The organism is Devosia sp. Root685 (assembly GCF_001427875.1).
Taxonomy (GTDB): Bacteria; Pseudomonadota; Alphaproteobacteria; order Rhizobiales; family Devosiaceae; genus Devosia.
Window position 1 is genome coordinate 27,268 of the sequence record NZ_LMHK01000001.1, and the last position, 17,575, is coordinate 44,842.

14 protein-coding genes are annotated in these 17,575 nt (G+C 61.1%); 4 read left to right on the plus strand and 10 right to left on the minus strand.

Features of this window, described 5'->3' with window-relative positions; all coding sequences use genetic code 11:
* Positions 1-38 precede the first annotated feature (38 nt).
* The gene (locus ASD83_RS00160) at positions 39-1,241 is read left to right on the plus strand and encodes a pyridoxal phosphate-dependent aminotransferase (protein ID WP_056306840.1); all 1,203 of its coding nucleotides are present in this window, start codon (positions 39-41) and stop codon (positions 1,239-1,241) included.
* Positions 1,242-1,524: 283 nt separating this feature from the next.
* Here ASD83_RS00160 and ASD83_RS00165 read toward each other — a convergent pair whose 3' ends face one another.
* From ASD83_RS00165 to greA, 6 genes are all read right to left on the minus strand, one after another.
* On the minus strand, positions 1,525-2,643 hold the full coding sequence (locus ASD83_RS00165; protein WP_056306841.1) for a hypothetical protein: 1,119 nt from the start codon (positions 2,641-2,643) through the stop codon (positions 1,525-1,527).
* A gap of 1,580 nt (positions 2,644-4,223) precedes the next feature.
* A complete protein-coding gene (locus ASD83_RS00170) occupies positions 4,224-4,703 on the minus strand; it encodes a hypothetical protein (protein WP_056306842.1) in 480 nt (159 codons plus the stop codon).
* A gap of 32 nt (positions 4,704-4,735) precedes the next feature.
* Positions 4,736-5,440: an HAD family hydrolase gene (locus ASD83_RS00175; RefSeq protein WP_056306843.1), complete on the minus strand. Its 705-nt coding sequence runs from the start codon at positions 5,438-5,440 to the stop codon at positions 4,736-4,738.
* A 317-nt stretch (positions 5,441-5,757) separates the two neighbouring features.
* Positions 5,758-6,651, minus strand: a complete 894-nt coding sequence (locus ASD83_RS00180; RefSeq protein WP_056306844.1) for a LysR family transcriptional regulator — start codon at positions 6,649-6,651, stop codon at positions 5,758-5,760.
* A gap of 117 nt (positions 6,652-6,768) precedes the next feature.
* A complete protein-coding gene (gene trxB / locus ASD83_RS00185) occupies positions 6,769-7,719 on the minus strand; it encodes a thioredoxin-disulfide reductase (RefSeq protein WP_056306845.1) in 951 nt (316 codons plus the stop codon).
* Positions 7,720-7,874: 155 nt separating this feature from the next.
* Complete coding sequence (greA, locus tag ASD83_RS00190; RefSeq protein WP_056306846.1) at positions 7,875-8,348, minus strand: transcription elongation factor GreA; 474 nt, start codon at positions 8,346-8,348, stop codon at positions 7,875-7,877.
* A gap of 371 nt (positions 8,349-8,719) precedes the next feature.
* Between greA and ASD83_RS00195 the strand changes: the two genes are divergently transcribed.
* Positions 8,720-9,802 carry a PQQ-dependent sugar dehydrogenase gene (locus tag ASD83_RS00195; protein ID WP_156385662.1) on the plus strand — a complete coding sequence of 361 codons (1,083 nt, stop codon included), beginning with the start codon at positions 8,720-8,722 and terminating at the stop codon, positions 9,800-9,802.
* Positions 9,803-9,875: 73 nt separating this feature from the next.
* On the opposite strand, the gene ASD83_RS00200 is transcribed toward ASD83_RS00195, so the two are convergent.
* Positions 9,876-10,085, minus strand: coding sequence for a cold-shock protein (locus ASD83_RS00200; RefSeq protein ID WP_035080396.1), 210 nt, complete (start codon positions 10,083-10,085; stop codon positions 9,876-9,878).
* Between the two features lie 476 nt (positions 10,086-10,561).
* Between ASD83_RS00200 and ASD83_RS00205 the strand changes: the two genes are divergently transcribed.
* Positions 10,562-11,569, plus strand: a complete 1,008-nt coding sequence (locus ASD83_RS00205) for a class I SAM-dependent DNA methyltransferase (protein WP_056306847.1) — start codon at positions 10,562-10,564, stop codon at positions 11,567-11,569.
* Positions 11,570-11,621: 52 nt separating this feature from the next.
* Positions 11,622-12,641 carry a low-specificity L-threonine aldolase gene (gene ltaE / locus ASD83_RS00210; protein ID WP_056306848.1) on the plus strand — a complete coding sequence of 340 codons (1,020 nt, stop codon included), beginning with the start codon at positions 11,622-11,624 and terminating at the stop codon, positions 12,639-12,641.
* A 39-nt stretch (positions 12,642-12,680) separates the two neighbouring features.
* On the opposite strand, the gene catB is transcribed toward ltaE, so the two are convergent.
* The 3 genes from catB to ASD83_RS00225 form a co-directional block, all read right to left on the minus strand.
* A complete protein-coding gene (gene catB, locus ASD83_RS00215; RefSeq protein WP_056309734.1) occupies positions 12,681-13,304 on the minus strand; it encodes a type B chloramphenicol O-acetyltransferase in 624 nt (207 codons plus the stop codon).
* Between the two features lie 304 nt (positions 13,305-13,608).
* On the minus strand, positions 13,609-16,920 hold the full coding sequence (gene carB, locus ASD83_RS00220; RefSeq protein WP_056306849.1) for a carbamoyl-phosphate synthase large subunit: 3,312 nt from the start codon (positions 16,918-16,920) through the stop codon (positions 13,609-13,611).
* A 218-nt stretch (positions 16,921-17,138) separates the two neighbouring features.
* Positions 17,139-17,456 (minus strand): hypothetical protein, encoded by a 318-nt coding sequence (locus ASD83_RS00225; RefSeq protein WP_056306850.1) that lies wholly within the window; start codon positions 17,454-17,456, stop codon positions 17,139-17,141.
* Between the last annotated feature and the right edge of the window lie 119 nt (positions 17,457-17,575).

The window sequence follows — 17,575 nt, forward strand, 5'->3', positions numbered from 1 at the left end:
ATTGCTTATTGATGCCACCGGTTTTCTGGGAGGTATGAATGGCTTTTCTTTCCGATGCGCTGGGACGCGTAGCACCATCTGCGACGGTGGCGATCAGCCAGAAAGCGCGGGTGATGGCGCAGGAGGGCAAGGATATCATCGCCCTTTCCGCCGGCGAGCCGGATTTCGATACGCCGCTGCACGTTCGCGACGCCGCCAAGCGGGCAATGGACGAGGGCAAGACGCGCTATACCAATGTCGATGGCATTCCCGAGCTGAAGGAAGCGGTGGCGCGGAAATTCAAGCGCGACAATGGGCTTGATGTGACGGCGGCGGATTGCTTTGTCTCTTCGGGCGGCAAGCAGATCATTTTCAATGCGCTGATGGCGACGCTCAATCCGGGTGATGAGGTGGTCATTCCGGTGCCCTATTGGGTGAGCTATCCGGAAATCGTGCGGCTTTGCGGCGCCGAGCCGGTTTTTGCCGTGGCCGATGCCTCGACGGGATTTAAGCTTTCGCCGGAGGTGCTGGAGGCAGCGATCACGCCCAAAACCAAGTGGCTGCTGCTCAACACGCCATCCAATCCGACCGGGGCCGCCTATACGGCAGAGGAATTGCGCGGGCTGGCCGATGTGCTGCTGCGCCATCCGCATGTGCATATTCTGACCGACGATATCTATGAAGTGCTGGTCTATGACGGCGGTACTTTTTCGACGATCGCTCAGGTGGAGCCAAAACTGCAGCCGCGGACGCTGACGATGAATGGCGTGTCGAAATCGCATGCCATGACCGGCTGGCGCATTGGCTATTGCACGGGCCCGCGGCCGCTGCTGGCGGCGATGACCAAGTTGCAGGGGCAATCGACCTCCAACCCGACTTCGATCTCGCAATGGGCCGCGGTGGCGGCGCTCGATGGGCCGCAGGAGTTTTTAGGCGAGTGGCGCAAGGTTTTTCAGGAGCGCCGGGACCTGGTGGTCAAGGGGCTCAATGCCAATACCGGGCTCGATTGCCTGACGCCAGAAGGGGCGTTCTATGTGTTCCCATCGTGCAAGCGGCTCTTGGGGAAGACAAGCGCGGGGGGCAAGGCGCTGGAAACGGACGAGGATTTCGTCATGGCGCTGCTTGAGGAGACCGGCGTGGCGCTGGTGCATGGCGCGGCGTTCGGGCTGCCGGGGCATTTCCGGCTGAGCTATGCGGCGAGCAATGCGGAACTGGAAGAGGCGGTGAAGCGGATCCAGCAGTTTTGCGCGGGGATTAGGTAAGGGCCGGTTTTCCGGGACGTATTAAAGCGCTTCACTGTTCAAGCGTAACGCTTCTTGCTGAATTCCGGCTGTCATCCCGGGCTCGACCCGGGACCCATCCTGAGATCTCGAGATGGGCCCCGGCCCGAAGCCGGGGTGACAATCGAGTTTGTGGCTACATCAGTCGAAAAGTGAAGTGAGCTAAAGCAACGGGGCACGCCCTCGCCCTTCGAGGCTTTGCTTGCGCAAAGCACCTCTGGGTGAGGGCTACGTGTGTTTCGGAAGGCTCATCCAGATGGGCTCGCTAACCCAAAAGACCGGCGAGGCCGGAGCCGGATTTGCTGGAGCTGCTGCCGGCGCTGAGCTGGTTGAACATTTCGAGCAGTTTGTTGGATGACGCATAATTGGCGACGGCGGCTTCGTAGAGCTTGTCGGACCAGCCGGCGGCCTGGCGTTCTTCGGGGCTGAGGGACGAGAAGGCGGCGATCACGTTCTGGCTGAAGGCGGTTGGGTCGGTGGATTGGGAGGCCGACTTGAGGCCGGCCATGAGCGCGGAACTCGACTTGGTGCGAAGCTGGGATTTTGCCGCGGCAACTTCCTGCGAGGTGAACTGGCCTTCCTCGTCGAGCACGACGGCCGAGAGCGAGCGGCTCGATAGGGCCGACAGATCGACATAGCTGGGGTTGCCCGGCTTGAAGCTTGGGATGCGGCCGGTGGCGTGAATTTCCTCGTAGCGCTTGTCGAGCGCGGTGCGCGCATTGGTGGCAAGGCTTGCCATGGACTGATCGAGCGTGCCGCGGGTTTCCACCAGCTTGATATAGGTGGCGACAGGATCGTCCTCGCCGGCGGCGGGCAGCTTCTTGGGATCGGTCTGCAACTGCTTGAGACCTTCGGTGATGGCGTCGCGCGAGGCCTTCCAATCGGCGCTGGCCTTTTCCTCGGGGCCGAGGGCATCGAGGAAGGCTGCGGCGGCATTGTAGAGGCCGGTGTAATTGCCGGTGACCTGGGCGATGGAGTGCGGGCCGGCGAGGGCTGCTTCGAAGCGGCGTTGCATTTCTAGGGTGGCGGCCTTGCTTTCGTCGGCCGAGGAACTCTTGTCGCTGGCGATGGCATAGATTTCGCGTGAATCGAGGCTCGACAGGTCGAGGGCCAGGGCATCGTTCTGGAGCGGGGATTTGCGGCCGGCGTCTTCGAGGAGCTTGGTCAGCTTGCTGCGCGCATCGGCGAGGACGCTGGCGAACGACTTTTCGGCCAGAGCTGCCTTGGCTTCATCGGAGAGGGTTATGGTCGTCGCCGAGGTGGACGTGTTCGACGTCGTGGTTTTTGCTGACGCGGTCGAACTGGCGGCGGTTGTCGTCGCGCTGGTCTGGCTCGAGGTGGTGGTGGAATAGCCAGAATAGTAGTTGGCGGTTACGGCGACCATGGCAGTTCTCCTTGCTGGAAATAGTTAAGCAAGTGCTGTGCCGGAAAATTCGTAAGGTTTTTCAATGCGCTTTTCGCGGCGAGCCTGATGCGCGGGCAGAAATTGCCGGGCAGGTTTGGTCAGAACTGTTTGGGATGGGGAAAATAAAGAGGCCCCACCCGAGGGGATGGGTGGGGCCAGGGGTCTGCGGCAGAACCGCTGACCTTGGAGGGGCGGGCACCACGTATGCCGCCGTCGCAGGCACTATCGCGCGGCGGTGCGGCGGGCACAAACGCGCAATGGGAAGGTCTGCCATGCAGATTTGCTGACGGGCAAAAAAAGAGGCTCCAACCGAAGTTGGAGCCTGATTGATAGGGCCGAAGCCAAATCTAAGTATGGCCCAACGCAAGGGAGGAGGATTTGCGTCAGTCCGGGTGGGCCCTGACCGAGGGAGGAGGATACGGTCAAAACCCGGTGCCGAGCGTCGCGGGTCCTAGGGAGGAGGATAAGGAGCGGCGTCGCATCGACAAGACTGAATATAGATTTTGACCTTTTGGTCAGCAATGCATTTCGCAACATGTCAGCTATGCATTAGGCACAGCGACAATGTGTCCAAAATTTGAGCAGCTTGTATGGAAGAGGGGCTTGGGAATCGTGGCTCCCGTCACCCCCTCCCAACCTCCCCCATCAAGGGGGGGGCCTGCCGGTGGTTGTGAAGAGATGGTGCCCAACGCTCGATGCGCCCCCCTTGATGGGGGATTGTTCACTTTGGACTTCGCTGGTTCATCCTCTTTCACCGCGTCATTCCCGCGAAAGCGGAAATCTCTGTTTCGGTGCAAGGGGATTCCCGCTTTCGCGGGAATGACGCCGAGTTTGTTAGGGGCGCTGAGCAGTCCAAAGTAAACAGTCCCCTTGATGGGGAGGCTAGGAGGGAGTGCTGGTAGGCTCTGGCAAAGCCTGGGTTTGCGGCAGCCCCAAGCGAAACGGCCCGACGGACAAAAAAGAGGCCCCAACCGAAGTTGGGGCCTTATGACTGGGCCGAAGCCAAATCGAAAGTGGGGCAGAGGCAAGGGAGGAGGATATGCCATCTGCCGTGAGCATTGGGTCTGGGAGGAGGATAGACCCGCAACTCGTTGTCGCGATACGGGGTCCGAGGGAGGAGGAGTTCGGAGCGCGTCTCAGCGACACGTCCTATATGAACTCTACTAAGTTAGTCGGCAATCCCGTAACTGACATGTCAGCCATGCATTTTTGCAAGGGTGCTGAAAAAATCACAAACGGCCGGGGCTGGGAAAGTCCGGAGGTCCGGGCTTTTCGGGGATGGGCCGCAGGTATTTTGGAAAAGAAAAAGGCTTCGCCCGAGGGGAGAGCGAAGCCTTAGAGGGTCGGGCCGAAGCCCGTAGGAGGGAACGCAGCGCGATGCAAGGGAGGAGGAGAAACAGTCGCGCTGTGATGTGCTCGATATATGGGCGCGATGCTCATTCGCCAACCAGGGGACTGACATGTCAGATATGCAATTCACGCATGTCATGTAGAAATCATCAATGATTTCAATGCGAAGGTGAAAGGGTGCGGCGGGCTGCCGCAGCCCGTTTTTTGATCTATTGCGCGAATGCAGCTGCCAAAACGCTGCGCAGGGTCATTCCGTCGATGAGATTTATGTCGTCGAGCTGCCAGGAATCGTTGCCGGTGGCGGGAATCAGCACGAGGTGATCGGCATAGTTCGCGTCGGGTGACGTGGTGAAGCTGTAGCGGATCTCGACGAGGGTTTTGCCGGCCTCTTCGGTGATGGTGCCGACCGCGCAGCCGTCGGCATAGTCGGTCCAGCTGCGCCAGGGCAGGCCATCGCCCAAAGGTGGTTTTTCATTGGGGGTGGCGGCCTGGATTTCGGCGTTCTTTGCCTCGGCTTCGGCGATTACGGCTGAAAGATCGGGCGTCAGGGCTGCTTCGAAAGGCGACATGTCGTCTTCAAGGCTGGCTTTGCAGAAGATTGCGCCGATATCGGCGGGCGTCGAATCGGCCGCGAAAGCCGCAGTGGGCAGCAGGAATATGGCGGCGCTTGCGAGCGTTGAAAGCTTCATGATGGGTCCCCAATCACCAAGGTACGGGGAGGTTACACCGCGGCTTCAAATCCGGCGATGGCCGATTCGAGTTCGCCGAGATGGGCAATGCGGGCATAGCGCGGGTGGTTTTGCGGTTCGTCGGCGCGCTCATAGGACCAGGTGAGGTCGTGCGGGACATAGACGGCGTAAGCGCCGGCTTCGAGCGGCGGCAGGACGTCAGAGCGGAGGGAATTGCCGGCCATGAGCGTGTGCTCGGGGCCTTCAGTGTGGCGGGCAAAGATGCGGCGGTAGGTTTCGGGGTTCTTGTCAGCGACAATCTCGATGGCGGCGAAATAGTCGGCGAGCCCGGAGGCGGCGAGTTTGCGCTCCTGGTCGAACGTGTCGCCCTTGGTGATGAGGATCAGGCGGAAGCGCTCTTGCAGGGCTTCGAGGGCAGAATCGACATAGGGCAGGGTTTCGATGGGGTAGGTGAGGAGTTCGCGGCCGGCGGCGAGGAGTTCGGCAATGACGGTGCCGGGGACGCGGTGATCGGTCACTTCCAGGGCAGTTTCGACCATGGAGAGGGCAAAGCCCTTCATGCCGAAGCCGTAGAATTGGAGGTTTTTGGTAACCGAGGCGATGAGGCGGTCGGTGAGGTCGGGGGCGTCGGTGTAGTCTTTGAGGAGTTCAGTGAAGCGCTGCTCGGTGAGGCGGAAGAACTGCTCGTTTTGCCAGAGGGTGTCATCGGCATCGAGGGCGATGGTGGTGATGCGCATTAATTTGCTCTACATAACCTTAGGTCATCCGGGGACTTCAAAATGACAGCCCTATGGGAAGAAATACATGGTTTTCGGAGCCCGGGAGAATTCTTCCGTTTTGAATCATGGATTGAGGCGCAAGTTGTGGACGGGCGCGCTGTGAAAGTAGCGGCAAGCTCCCCATACCTTGGCGGTTCCGTTTTTGAGGAAAACAGGTACCGGCACCTCGAAACCGGAGAAGTATGGCGGCTAGTCAAACCGGACTTCCCCTTTACGGGTCTGTTTGAGCCTGTTGAGGCCCCCTCCCGTATCGAGACGGCAGGAGCGCTGTCGGCCTAGAAGCTCCACTCGCGCGCTTTGGATACCAAAAAGTCCCGGAAGACGCCGACGCGCTTCGAATTCTTCAGGGCGGGTGGGTAGACGAAATAGGCTTCGTAGGCGGGGAGTTCGACTTCGGCGAGGACCTGGGTGAGGCCGTCTTCTTTTTCCGTGACGTAGGCGGGGAGCATGGCGATGCCGATGCCGGCGCGGCAGGCCTGCATCATGCCGTAGATGGCGTTGACCTTGAGGACGGCGCGGCGGGGGCTCGAATCCGAGCGGCCCATGCGCTCGAGGAAGTTGATGTCGCCGAGATAGGAGGGAACGGGCTCGCCGAAGCTGATGATGCGGTGATTGTCGAGGTCTTCGAGCGCCCGGGGCATGCCATGCTCGTCGATATAGCTGTTGCTGGCATAGAAGTGGTTGTGGACGGTGAAGAGCTTGCGCTGGATCATTTCCGACTGGTTCGGACGATGGAGGCGAATGGCCACGTCGGCTTCGCGCATGGCGAGGTCGAGTTCGGAGTCGTTGAGGCGGATTTCGAGCTGGATCAGCGGATAGAGCTTTAGGAACTCATCGAGCCGCGAGGATAGCCAAGTGGAGCCGATGCCGACGGTGGTCGTAACGATGAGCGGGCCGGTCGGTTCGTCCTGGCTCTCGGACATCTGCGTTTCGACCTGCTGCAACTCCCAGTGCATGCGGTGCGCAGTGCGGAAAAGTTGTTCGCCGACTTCGGTGAGAACGAGGCCGCGGGCGTGGCGGATGAAAAGCTTGAGCCCCAAGTCGTCTTCGAGCGCCGAAATCTGGCGGCTGACGGCCGACTGGCTCATGCCCAGCTTTTCAGCGGCATGGGTGAAACTGCCCGACTCTGCGGCGGTGTGGAAAATCCGGAGCTTGTCCCAGTCGAGCATTTTCGTGACGCTTTCTCGTTGATGGTCAGCCAGTCAGCTGGACGCTGCCCGACTTAGCGAAAAGTCGGGCAGGCATTATGACGATGTTCCACTTTTCACAGAACATAAAGTCGCAGCCTATTCTGCCGCTTCGGCAAGTTCGTGTTCGGCAAGATAGCGCTCGGCATCGAGCGCGGCCATGCAGCCCATGCCGGCAGCGGTAACTGCCTGGCGATAGACGTCGTCCGTCACGTCGCCGGCCGCGAAAACGCCGGGAATGTTGGTTTCGGTCGTGCCCGGCTTGACCTGCAGATAGCCGCCGGCCTTCATGTCGAGCTTGCCCGAAAAGATCGAGGTCGCGGGAGCGTGGCCGATGGCGACGAAAACGCCGTCGATCTTCTGCTCATAGACGCGGCCGGTCGAATTGTCCTTCAGCGTCACCGCATTGACCGAGGGGGGCATGGCGGAGCCGCCGACTTCGACGACTTCATGGTGCCAGCGCACTTCGACCTTGGGGTGCTTGAAGAGGCGCTGCTGCAGGATGCGCTCGGCGCGGAACTCGCCGCGGCGGTGCACCACGATCACCTTCTCGGCGAAATTGGTGAGGAAGAGGGCTTCTTCGACGGCCGTATTGCCGCCGCCGACCACAAGCACTTCCTTGCCACGGTAGAAGAAGCCGTCGCAGGTGGCGCAGGCGGAAACGCCAAAGCCCTGGAATTTCTGTTCGGACGGGAGGCCAAGCCACTTGGCTTGCGCGCCGGTGGCGATGATCAGCGAATCCGCGGTGTAGGTGTCGCCGCTGTCGCCCGTCAGAACGAAGGGACGGCGATCGAAATCAACATGGGTGATGATGTCATTGACCATCCTGGTGCCGACATGTTCGGCCTGGGCCTTCATCTGGTCCATGAGCCAGGGGCCCTGGATGACATCGGCAAAGCCGGGATAGTTCTCGACATCGGTGGTGATGGTGAGCTGGCCGCCCGGCTGAAGGCCTTGAATCATTACGGGTTCGAGCATGGCGCGCGCCGCATAGATAGCGGCGGTGTAGCCAGCGGGACCGGAACCAATAATGATGACTTTCGCGTGCATCGCGACGCCTCTTCGACAATAAGGATAATTCCCTCGGACCCTAATTAAGGGCCGAAGCGGATCGGTTTCAAGGCACTATGACGACGGGCCCCTGTCGGGGCCCGTGAAAGTGCTGGAAAGACACAGGATATTGGGCTTTGCCCAAATTTTAAGCGTCAGACGTACTTGATCTTGATGATCTCGTAGCTGCGCGCGCCGCCCGGTGCTGCGACTTCGAACGAATCGCCTTCGGACTTGCCGATCATGGCGCGGGCGATGGGCGAGGAAATGGAGATGCGGCCGGCCGAGGCGTCGGCTTCGGGATCGCCCACGACCTGATAGGTTTTTTCTTCTTCGGTGTCCTCATCGAGATAGGTCACCGTGGCGCCGAACTTGACCGACGTGCCCGACAGCTTGCTGACATCGATGATGTCGGCGAGCGCGAGAATGGTCTCGAGTTCCTTGATGCGGCCCTCGTTGAGGCTCTGCTGTTCCTTGGCGGCGGAATATTCAGCGTTTTCAGACAGATCACCGTGGGCGCGCGCTTCGGCAATGGCGTCGATGATGCGACGGCGTTCATTGGCAGTGCGGTGCTCGAATTCGGCAGTCAGGGTCTTGTGGCCCTGTACGGTCATCGGGATCTTGTCCATGTCGTCTTGCCTCCAATGGGCTTCAGGCAAATGAATCCGGCGCGCCTTGGTCTTTCCCCCCGGAAAGGCCGCCGCGCGCCATGATGGGTTGTGGTTAGAAGGCATCCGAGTGAATGCCATCCAGCAAAATGTTTCCCGCCAAACGCCGTTCGGCACACGCTTCACGATAAGTTTTGGGGGAGACGGGAGCCAACTTGCCCGCCCGGCGCGTTCCGGTCAAGCGGGTGTGTTGGGAATGAGATATTCGCTCCCCATGCCTGTTCAAGGGTATGGTCCGCAAATACTTGGAAAGGCAGGTCTTCGTGCAGAAATCTCTCCCAATTCTTCCGCTTTTCGTTTCGGGATTCGTATTGGCCGCAGCGGTGCCGGGCATGGCGCAGACTGTGGACAGCAGCGCCGGACCATTGCACGCGACGGTGCTTGCCGAAGGGCTCGACCATCCCTGGGCGCTGGCCTTTCTGCCGGACGGACGGTTTCTCGTGACCGAGCGCAGCGGGAAATTGCTGCTGGTCGAGAGCGGGGTGAAGAGCGGCTCTGTGGAAGGCGTTCCCAATGTTGCGGCGCGGGGGCAGGGCGGGTTGCTCGATCTGGCGCTGGCGCCGGATTTCGAGACGAGCGGCCGAATTTATCTCAGCTATGCCGAGCCGGCTGAGGACGCCGGACTGCAGCGGGGCACCGGTACGGCGGTGATGGCGGCGAAACTGGTGTTGGCCAGAGGTGGAGGCGGGCAGCTGGAAGATCAGAAGGTGATCTTCCGCATGAACAATTTCGACAATTCAACGCGGCATTTCGGGTCGCGCATTGCCATTGCGGATGACGGCAATCTGTTCGTGACGCTGGGCGAGCGCGGGACCATGGAGCGGGCGCAGGACCCGATGGACCTTGCGGGGGGAATTATCCGGATCGCGCCCGATGGCAGCGTGCCGGAGGATAATCCCAAGCCCGAGGGCTGGGCGCCTGAATTCTGGAGCATTGGCCATCGCAATCCGCAGGGGGCGACCATTCGGCCCGAAGATGGCGTGCTGTTCACGGTCGAGCATGGCGCGCGGGGCGGCGACGAGGTGAACATGCCAACGGCCGGGGACAATTTCGGCTGGCCTGTCATCACCTACGGCGTCGACTATTCGGGCGTTTCCATTGGCGAGGGGACGGAGAAGGAAGGGCTGGAGCAGCCGATCTACTATTGGGATCCGTCCATCTCGCCTTCCGGGCTCGATTTTTACGACGGGAGTCTGATGCCGGACTGGCAGGGCGACCTGCTGGTTGGCGGATTGAGCGGCAATGTATTGGTGCGGCTCGACATGGAGGGGGACACCGTGGCCGGCGAAGAGCGGCTGTTCGAAGGGCAGCTTGGCCGCATTCGCGATGTGCGGGTCGGGGCGGACGGGGCCGTCTATCTGCTGACGGACGAAGACAATGGCCGGTTGATCCGCGTGGCGCCGGAAGGCAAGTAAATCTGCCACGCCAGCAAAGCAAAAGGCGCGCCCGCTAGCGGACGCGCCCAACAATTAAGTCCACGTTTGTGGCTCAGCTGGCCGTCAGGTTATCGGCGGCGGACTTGCCGGTCCGCTTGTCCTTGACGATCTCGTAGGAGACCTTCTGGCCTTCATCGAGACCATTCAGGCCCGAACGCTGGACGGCAGAAATGTGGACGAAAACATCGGCCCCACCCTCATCCGGCTGAATAAAACCATAACCCTTTTGGCCATTGAACCACTTAACGGTGCCCGTTGCCATGATGCGCGTTCCCTCGTGCAGTCACTGTAACGAGATCCCAATCGATGCACCCGATCCGGATCTCAACTATATCGAAATATCGGAAGGTGACATCAGCATTGGCGAATGGCATTCGCGTAAACATATCAGTCGGCCGCAATATTCGATCCGCTCACCGTAGCGTGAAATCGAGGCTGCATCAATAAGGCGTTTTTCCAACACAAAAGGCCCCGCAGAATTCGATTTCTGCAAGGAAAACGTTTTGGCCTCAGTCGTAGCGTTTCGGGTCCCGGGAGCGGGTCGAAACTGGGAGGAGACAGGAAAGGGGATTCCCTAAGTGTCTCCAAAATCACGGATCAGTATATGCCGCAAATATGTCAGAGAGTGTAACGCAGCGCGCTGAGCAGCAAAACCCTCAAACGCGGGCCTCACGCAGATGTTCAGCGCATTTTCCTTGCCAATCCACCACTTTTCCGGCAAATCCCGCGCACCGTGCAATGGGCCGGTTTCTCGAAAGTCATGTCGTCTTGACCAAGGCGTTTTTCTCTTCCGGCGATGTCATTGCCGATCGGCGCGCGGATTATGCCCGTATGCTGGCCGAAGGTGGTGACCATGCCGCCGCGGCCGAATTGATGGACCAGGCGCTGGAGATCGCGCCGGAATGGGCCGCGGGTTGGGACCTGCTCGGCAATTTCCATGAAAAGGCGGGCAATGTGTCGGGCGCCATATCGGCGTGGCGGCGGCTCGAGGCGCTGGATGACGATGGCGTTTTCGGCGCGCGACTGAAGCTAGCGGCGCACAATGCGGGCGCCGCGGGCGAGGGCACCGCCGTGAGCTATGTCGAAGCGCTGTTCGACCAATATGCGCCGCAATTTGAAGACTCGCTGGTGGGCAAGCTCGGCTATCGGGTGCCGGAAATGCTCGATGCGATGGTGAACGAGCAGATGGCGGCGCTGGGGATCGAGCGCTTTGCCAAGGCAATCGATCTCGGCTGTGGCACGGGGCTGATGGGCGAAAAGCTGCGCGAGAAGGTGGATTTTCTCGAAGGCGTCGATATTTCGGCGGCCATGATCGCGGAGACGGCCCGCAAGGGTATTTATGACAATCTGCAAAAGGCCGAACTGGTGGCAGCGCTGAATGCGCGCCGGGCCGAGGCCGACCTGATGACGGCGGCGGACGTCTTCATCTATTGCGGCGACCTGCGGCCGGTGCTGGCAGCGCTCGTGCCGGCGCTGAAGCCGGGCGGGCTCGTTACCTTTTCGCTTGAGGCACATGATGGGGAAGAGGCGATCTTCCTGCGGCCGAGCCTGCGCTATGCGCATGGCGTGGCGGCGACACGGGATGCGCTCGTCGTGGCGGGGCTTGAAGTGTTGCGGTTCGAGACGGCGGTCTTGCGGTTCGACCGCGGGGCGCCGATTACCGGCATTCTGGTTCTGGCGCGCAAGCCGGCGGTGGAGCTGACCGCGGCCAATGATGGGGCATCTGGCGGGCACGTCGCGGCCTAGTCAAAGTCTTCGCGGCTTGGCACAAGAGGCTTCTTATTGGAGACCTCCGCACATGAATACGATCCGCCACGATTTTCGCTCCGACACGGTGACGCGACCAAGCGCGGGCATGCGCGCGGCCATGGCGGCGGCTGAAGTTGGCGACGACGTGTTTGGCGACGATCCGACGGTCAATCTGCTGGAACAGAAGATGGCCGGGCTTCTCAAGAAAGAGGCCGCGATTTTCGTGCCTTCGGGAACGCAATCGAACCTGCTGGCACTGATGAGCCATTGCGGGCGCGGGGACGAGTTCATCGCCGGGCAGAATGCGCATTGCTACAAATATGAAGCGGGCGGCGCGGCGGTGCTGGGCTCGATCCAACCCCAGCCGATTGCGCATCGGGCCGATGGGACGATGGACCCCAAGGAAATCGAAGCGGCGATCAAGGGGCCGGGCGATAGCCATTTTGCGGTGACGCGGGTGATTGCGCTCGAAAACACCTTTGGCGGGCGGGTGCTGCCGGTTGCCTATATGGAAGAAGTGGCAGCCATTGCGAAAAGGCGTGGGCTGGGGCTGCATCTCGATGGGGCGCGGGCGTTCAATGCTGCGGTGCAGCTGGGCGTGGATATTGCCGATTTCGTGGCGCCATTCGATAGCGTTTCGATTTGTCTTTCGAAGGGGCTCGGGGCACCGGTGGGGTCGGTGCTGGTCGGGAGGGCCGACCTGATCGAGACGGCGCGACGCCATCGCAAGATGCTGGGGGGCGGTATGCGGCAGGCGGGGGTTCTTGCGGCGGCAGGGCTTTATGCGCTGGAGCACAATGTGGAGCGGCTGGCGGATGACCATCGGCGGGCCAAGCGGCTGGCCGAGGGGCTGGGGCGGCACAAAGGGCTGAGCGTTGTCGCGCCGGACACCAATATTTTGTGGGTCGAAGCGGAGGCCGAGTTGGGGGATCGGCTGACGGCTTATCTCGGCGAGAACGGGGTCGGAATCACCGGGCGCTATGGGCAGCAGCGGTGGGTGACGCATCTCGATATCACGGATGAGGATGTCGAGGGCGCGCTGGCGCTGGTGGATCGGTTCTTTGCATAGATTGATGAAGCGCTCGGGGAGACCCGGGCGCTTCGCTTTTCAGCCCTTTTGCCAGAAGGCGTGGAGGGCTTTTATGTCGGCCGAAGTGAGGAGCGGCATGGCGGCGGAGAGTTTTTCTACCGGCCAATCCCACCATTGCATTTCGAGCAGCAGGGCGATGTCCTCATCGGCAAAACGCTTGCGGATGGGCTTTGCCGGGTTGCCGCCGACGATGGTGTAGGGCTCGACGTTCTTGGTGACGAGGGCACGGGTGCCGATGACGGCGCCATGGCCGACATTGACGCCGGGCATGATGATGGCTTCGGAACCGATCCAGACGTCGTTGCCGATGATTGTATCGCCAGCAGGCCGGAAGGCGTTGTTGGCGTCAGCAAATTCCGGCGCGTTGGGATAGAAGGCGAAGGGGAAGGTGCTGACCCAATCGTTCCGGTGGCCTTGATTACCGGCCATGATGAAGGCGGCGCCGGAGCCGATGGAACAGAAGGCACCGACAAGCAGGCGGTCTACGCCCGGCGTCGTCATCAGGAAGCGGGCGCAATCATCAAAACTGTGGCCGTGGTAGTAGCCGGAATAATAGCTGTAGCGGCCGACGACGATATTGGGATTGGTGACCTGCTGGTCGAGCGGGATGCCGAGGAACGGGCTTTCGAAATAGTTGGACATGATTGTTCCATGAAGATGCGACCGCGGGAGCGGCGCGAAAATGCAGACTGTGTGGGGGAACCGGAGCGCGCGCAGCATCAGGCGCCGGCGCGTTTGGCCGGTTGAAAAGGCGTTCCCTCGGCGCGTGTCAGGCGCGCAGGAACGCTATGGAGCGGGTTCGGTCTGCTAGCTTCATGGTGTGCTTTGGGTAGCGCAAAGCCCGGCGCTAGTCGAGGGAGATTTACCCCCGCCTAGCTTTGCTACGGCCCTACGGGTCTAGCGGCGCTACCTCCCCCTGGCAGGGGGAGGTGTAGAAGGGGAGCGCTCAGGCTGCGAAATATTCCTGCAGGGCGCGGACTTGGAGGCCGCCTTCGCGGAGGGCGACGATGCCTTCTACGGCGGCGAGGGCGCCGTCGATGGTTGTGTAGTAGGGGATCTTTGCCAGGAGCGCGGTGCGGCGGATGTCGCGGCTGTCGGAGATCGACTTGAGGCCGTCCGTCGTGTTGATCACCAGCTGAACGCCGCCGTTTTTCATCGAGTCGACGATGTGTGGGCGACCTTCGAGAACCTTGTTGATCTTGGTCGCGGGGACGTTGTTATCGACGAGATAGCGCTGGGTGCCGCCGGTGGCGAGGATTTCAAAGCCGGCTTCGACGAGATGGCGGGCCATGTCGACGATGTATTGCTTGTCGTCGTCGCGGACCGAGATGAAGGCCTTGCCCGAGGTCGGGACCTTCTGGCCGGCGCCCATCTGCGACTTGGCGAAGGCGATGGCGAAATCGTAGTCGAGGCCGATGACTTCGCCGGTCGATTTCATTTCAGGGCCAAGCACCGTGTCGACGCCGGGGAAGCGGTTGAACGGGAACACGGCTTCCTTGACGGCGATGTGCTTGAGCTTCTTTTCGGTGAGACCGAAGCTCGCGAGGGTTTCGCCGGCCATGATGCGCGAGGCGATCTTGGCGATGGGTTCGCCGATGACTTTTGCAACGAAGGGCACGGTGCGCGAGGCGCGCGGGTTCACTTCGATGAGGTAGATCGTACCGTCCTTGTAAGCGTACTGGACGTTCATCAGGCCGCCGACTTTTAGCGCAAAGGCGAGCTCGCGGGTCTGGCGCTTGAGTTCCTCGATGACTTCGGCCGGTAGGCTGCGCGGGGGCAGGGAGCAGGCCGAGTCACCTGAGTGAATGCCGGCTTCTTCGATATGCTCCATGATGCCGGCAACGAACACGTCTTTGCCATCGCAAAGGGCGTCAACGTCGATTTCGATGGCGCCGGAGAGATAGGCGTCGAACAACAGCGGGTTATCGGAAAGGACGGAGTTGATCTGGCCGGTCCGGTCATTGGGGTAGCGCTGGAGGATATCGGGCGGGACGAGGCCGGTCAGGGTGTCCTGAATGTAACGCTCGAACTCGTTCGCGCTGTGCACGATGGCCATGGCACGGCCGCCGAGGACGTAGGACGGGCGGATGACCAGCGGATAGCCCAGACGCTCGGCAACAAGACGAGACTGTTCAAGGCTGTAGGCGATACCGTTCTTGGGTTGAGTCAACTCAAGACGGTTGAGCAGCTTCATGAACAGATCGCGGTCTTCGGCGAGGTCGATGGCGTCGGGCTGGGTGCCGAGGATCGGCACGCCGGCCTTCTGCACGGCTTCGGCGAGGTTGAGCGGGGTCTGGCCGCCGAACTGGACGATGACGCCGTGAAGGGTGCCGTTCTCTTTTTCGCGGAGCAGGATTTCGATGACGTCTTCTTCGGTCAGCGGCTCGAAATAGAGACGGTCCGAAGTGTCGTAGTCGGTCGACACGGTTTCGGGATTGCAGTTGATCATGATGGTTTCGTAGCCGGCGTCGGCCAGCGCGAAAGCCGCATGACAGCAGCAGTAATCGAACTCGATGCCCTGGCCGATACGGTTGGGGCCGCCGCCGAGAATGACGACCTTCTTGCGATCGGAGGGGCGGGATTCGTCTTCGACCTTACCGGCGAATGGGGCTTCGTAGGTCGAGTACATATAGGCGGTGGGCGAGGCGAATTCGGCCGCCGAGGTGTCGATGCGCTTATAGGCGGGGCGCACTTCGAGGCTGTGACGCAGCTTGCGGACGTCGGCGGTCTTTACGCCGGCGAGCTGGGCCAGGCGGGAGTCGGAGAAGCCCATGGACTTGAGCTGGCGCAGATTGGCAGGGTCCTGGGGCAGGCCGAACTGCTTGACCTTGGCTTCCATGTCGACGATGCCGCGCATCTGTTCGAGGAACCACGGGTCGATCTTGCAGGCTTCGAAGATTTCTTCGTTGGTAAGGCCAAGGCGCATGGCTTCGGCGACGTGCAGCAGGCGGTCTGGCGTCGGGGTGCCGAGGGCGGCCTTGATGGCGTTCTTGTCTTCGCCTTCGCCGAGGCCGGGAATGCCGATCTCGTTGAGGCCGGTGAGGCCGGTTTCGAGGCTGCGGAGCGCCTTCTGGAGCGATTCCTGGAAGGTGCGGCCGATGGCCATGGCTTCGCCGACCGACTTCATGGAGGTGGTCAGGCGGTTATCGGCGCCGGGGAACTTTTCGAAGGCAAAGCGCGGGATTTTGGTGACGACATAGTCGATGGTCGGCTCGAATGAGGCCGGGGTGGCGCCGCCGGTGATGTCGTTTTCCAATTCATCGAGCGTGTAGCCAACGGCAAGGCGGGCGGCGACCTTGGCGATCGGGAAGCCGGTAGCCTTGGAGGCAAGCGCCGAGGAGCGCGAAACGCGCGGGTTCATTTCGATGACGACCATGCGGCCATCGGCAGGGTTGATGCCGAACTGGACGTTGGAGCCACCGGTTTCGACGCCGATCTCGCGCAGGACCGCCAGCGAGGCGTCGCGCATGATCTGGTATTCCTTGTCGGTAAGGGTCAGGGCAGGGGCGACGGTGATCGAGTCGCCGGTGTGGACGCCCATGGGATCGATGTTCTCGATCGAGCAGATGATGATGCAATTGTCCTTCTTATCGCGGACAACCTCCATCTCGTATTCCTTCCAGCCGAGAACGGATTCTTCGACGAGGACTTCGTTGGTGGGGGAGGCGTCGACGCCGCTCTCAACGATGGCGAGGTATTCTTCGCGATTGTAGGCAATGCCGCCGCCGGTGCCGCCGAGGGTGAAGCTCGGGCGGATGATGCAGGGGAGGCCGATGACCTCAAGCGCCTGCAAGGCTTCGATGGTGTTGTGGGCAAGCATGGAGCGCGGGGTTTCAAGCCCGATCTTCTTCATGGCGTCGCGGAAGAGTTCGCGATCTTCGGCCTTATCGATGGCTTCAGCCGTGGCGCCGATCATTTCGACGCCAAACTTTTCGAGAATGCCCATCTTGCGGAGCGACAGGGCGCAATTCAGCGCCGTCTGGCCGCCCATGGTGGGGAGGAGCGCGTCGGGGCGTTCCTTCTCGATGATTTTTGCGACCACTTCGGGGGTGATCGGCTCCATGTAGGTGGCGTCGGCCAGGTCCGGATCGGTCATGATCGTCGCCGGATTGGAGTTCACCAGAATGATCCGGTAGCCCTCTTCCTTGAGCGCCTTGCAGGCCTGGGTGCCGGAATAATCGAACTCGCATGCCTGCCCGATGATGATGGGGCCCGCGCCGATGATCAGGATCGATTTGATGTCGGTACGTTTTGGCATTCGGGGGCTCGCTCTAGCTCTATCTCGTTAAGACGGCGGGCGCGCAGAATCGCCCGGACGCACCTGTCCGCGCGAAACCCACACTGCAACTGAGCGCTGCGGCGCGGGGGAGTAGACCGGACATGGTGGTTAGGTGGGCTGTCTAACCGAAGAGTCGGGATATGGGAAGGGGGGCGAGGCGTATAACAGTGGCCAGCCGTGTCCCTAATCTGGGCAGCCTAGTCGGTGGAGCAACGGAACGGCAGGAAGGTGCTGGCAGAGCCTTCGTTCATCATCACCAAGGTAAGGAGGTCGGCTATGTCGCGCTCCTGGGTGGACCGCGGACATATCGCGATCTGTTCAGTACACCCCGACGCGATAAAGTTTTCGTTGGTCGCGAGGAAGTTGTAGTTGATGTCGTCCGATCCAATGCTGTCGAGCGCGCGAGCCCAGGCATTGGCGTAGAGCGCGCATTTCTGCTGCTGCCACGCGGAAGGTTCTTCCGCACCGGCGGGAGCGACCAGAAGCAGTACTGCAGTGAGGGTGAGGCCGCGCATCACTATTCTTGGGCTGGTGCGGTGCATTCTGCGGTGGAGCTAGCAGAACCCGATCGCTCGAGGCAAGCACACTGGCTTTCGAAACGCTCGGTTTCTTCCTTGGTCAACTTGCCCCCTGA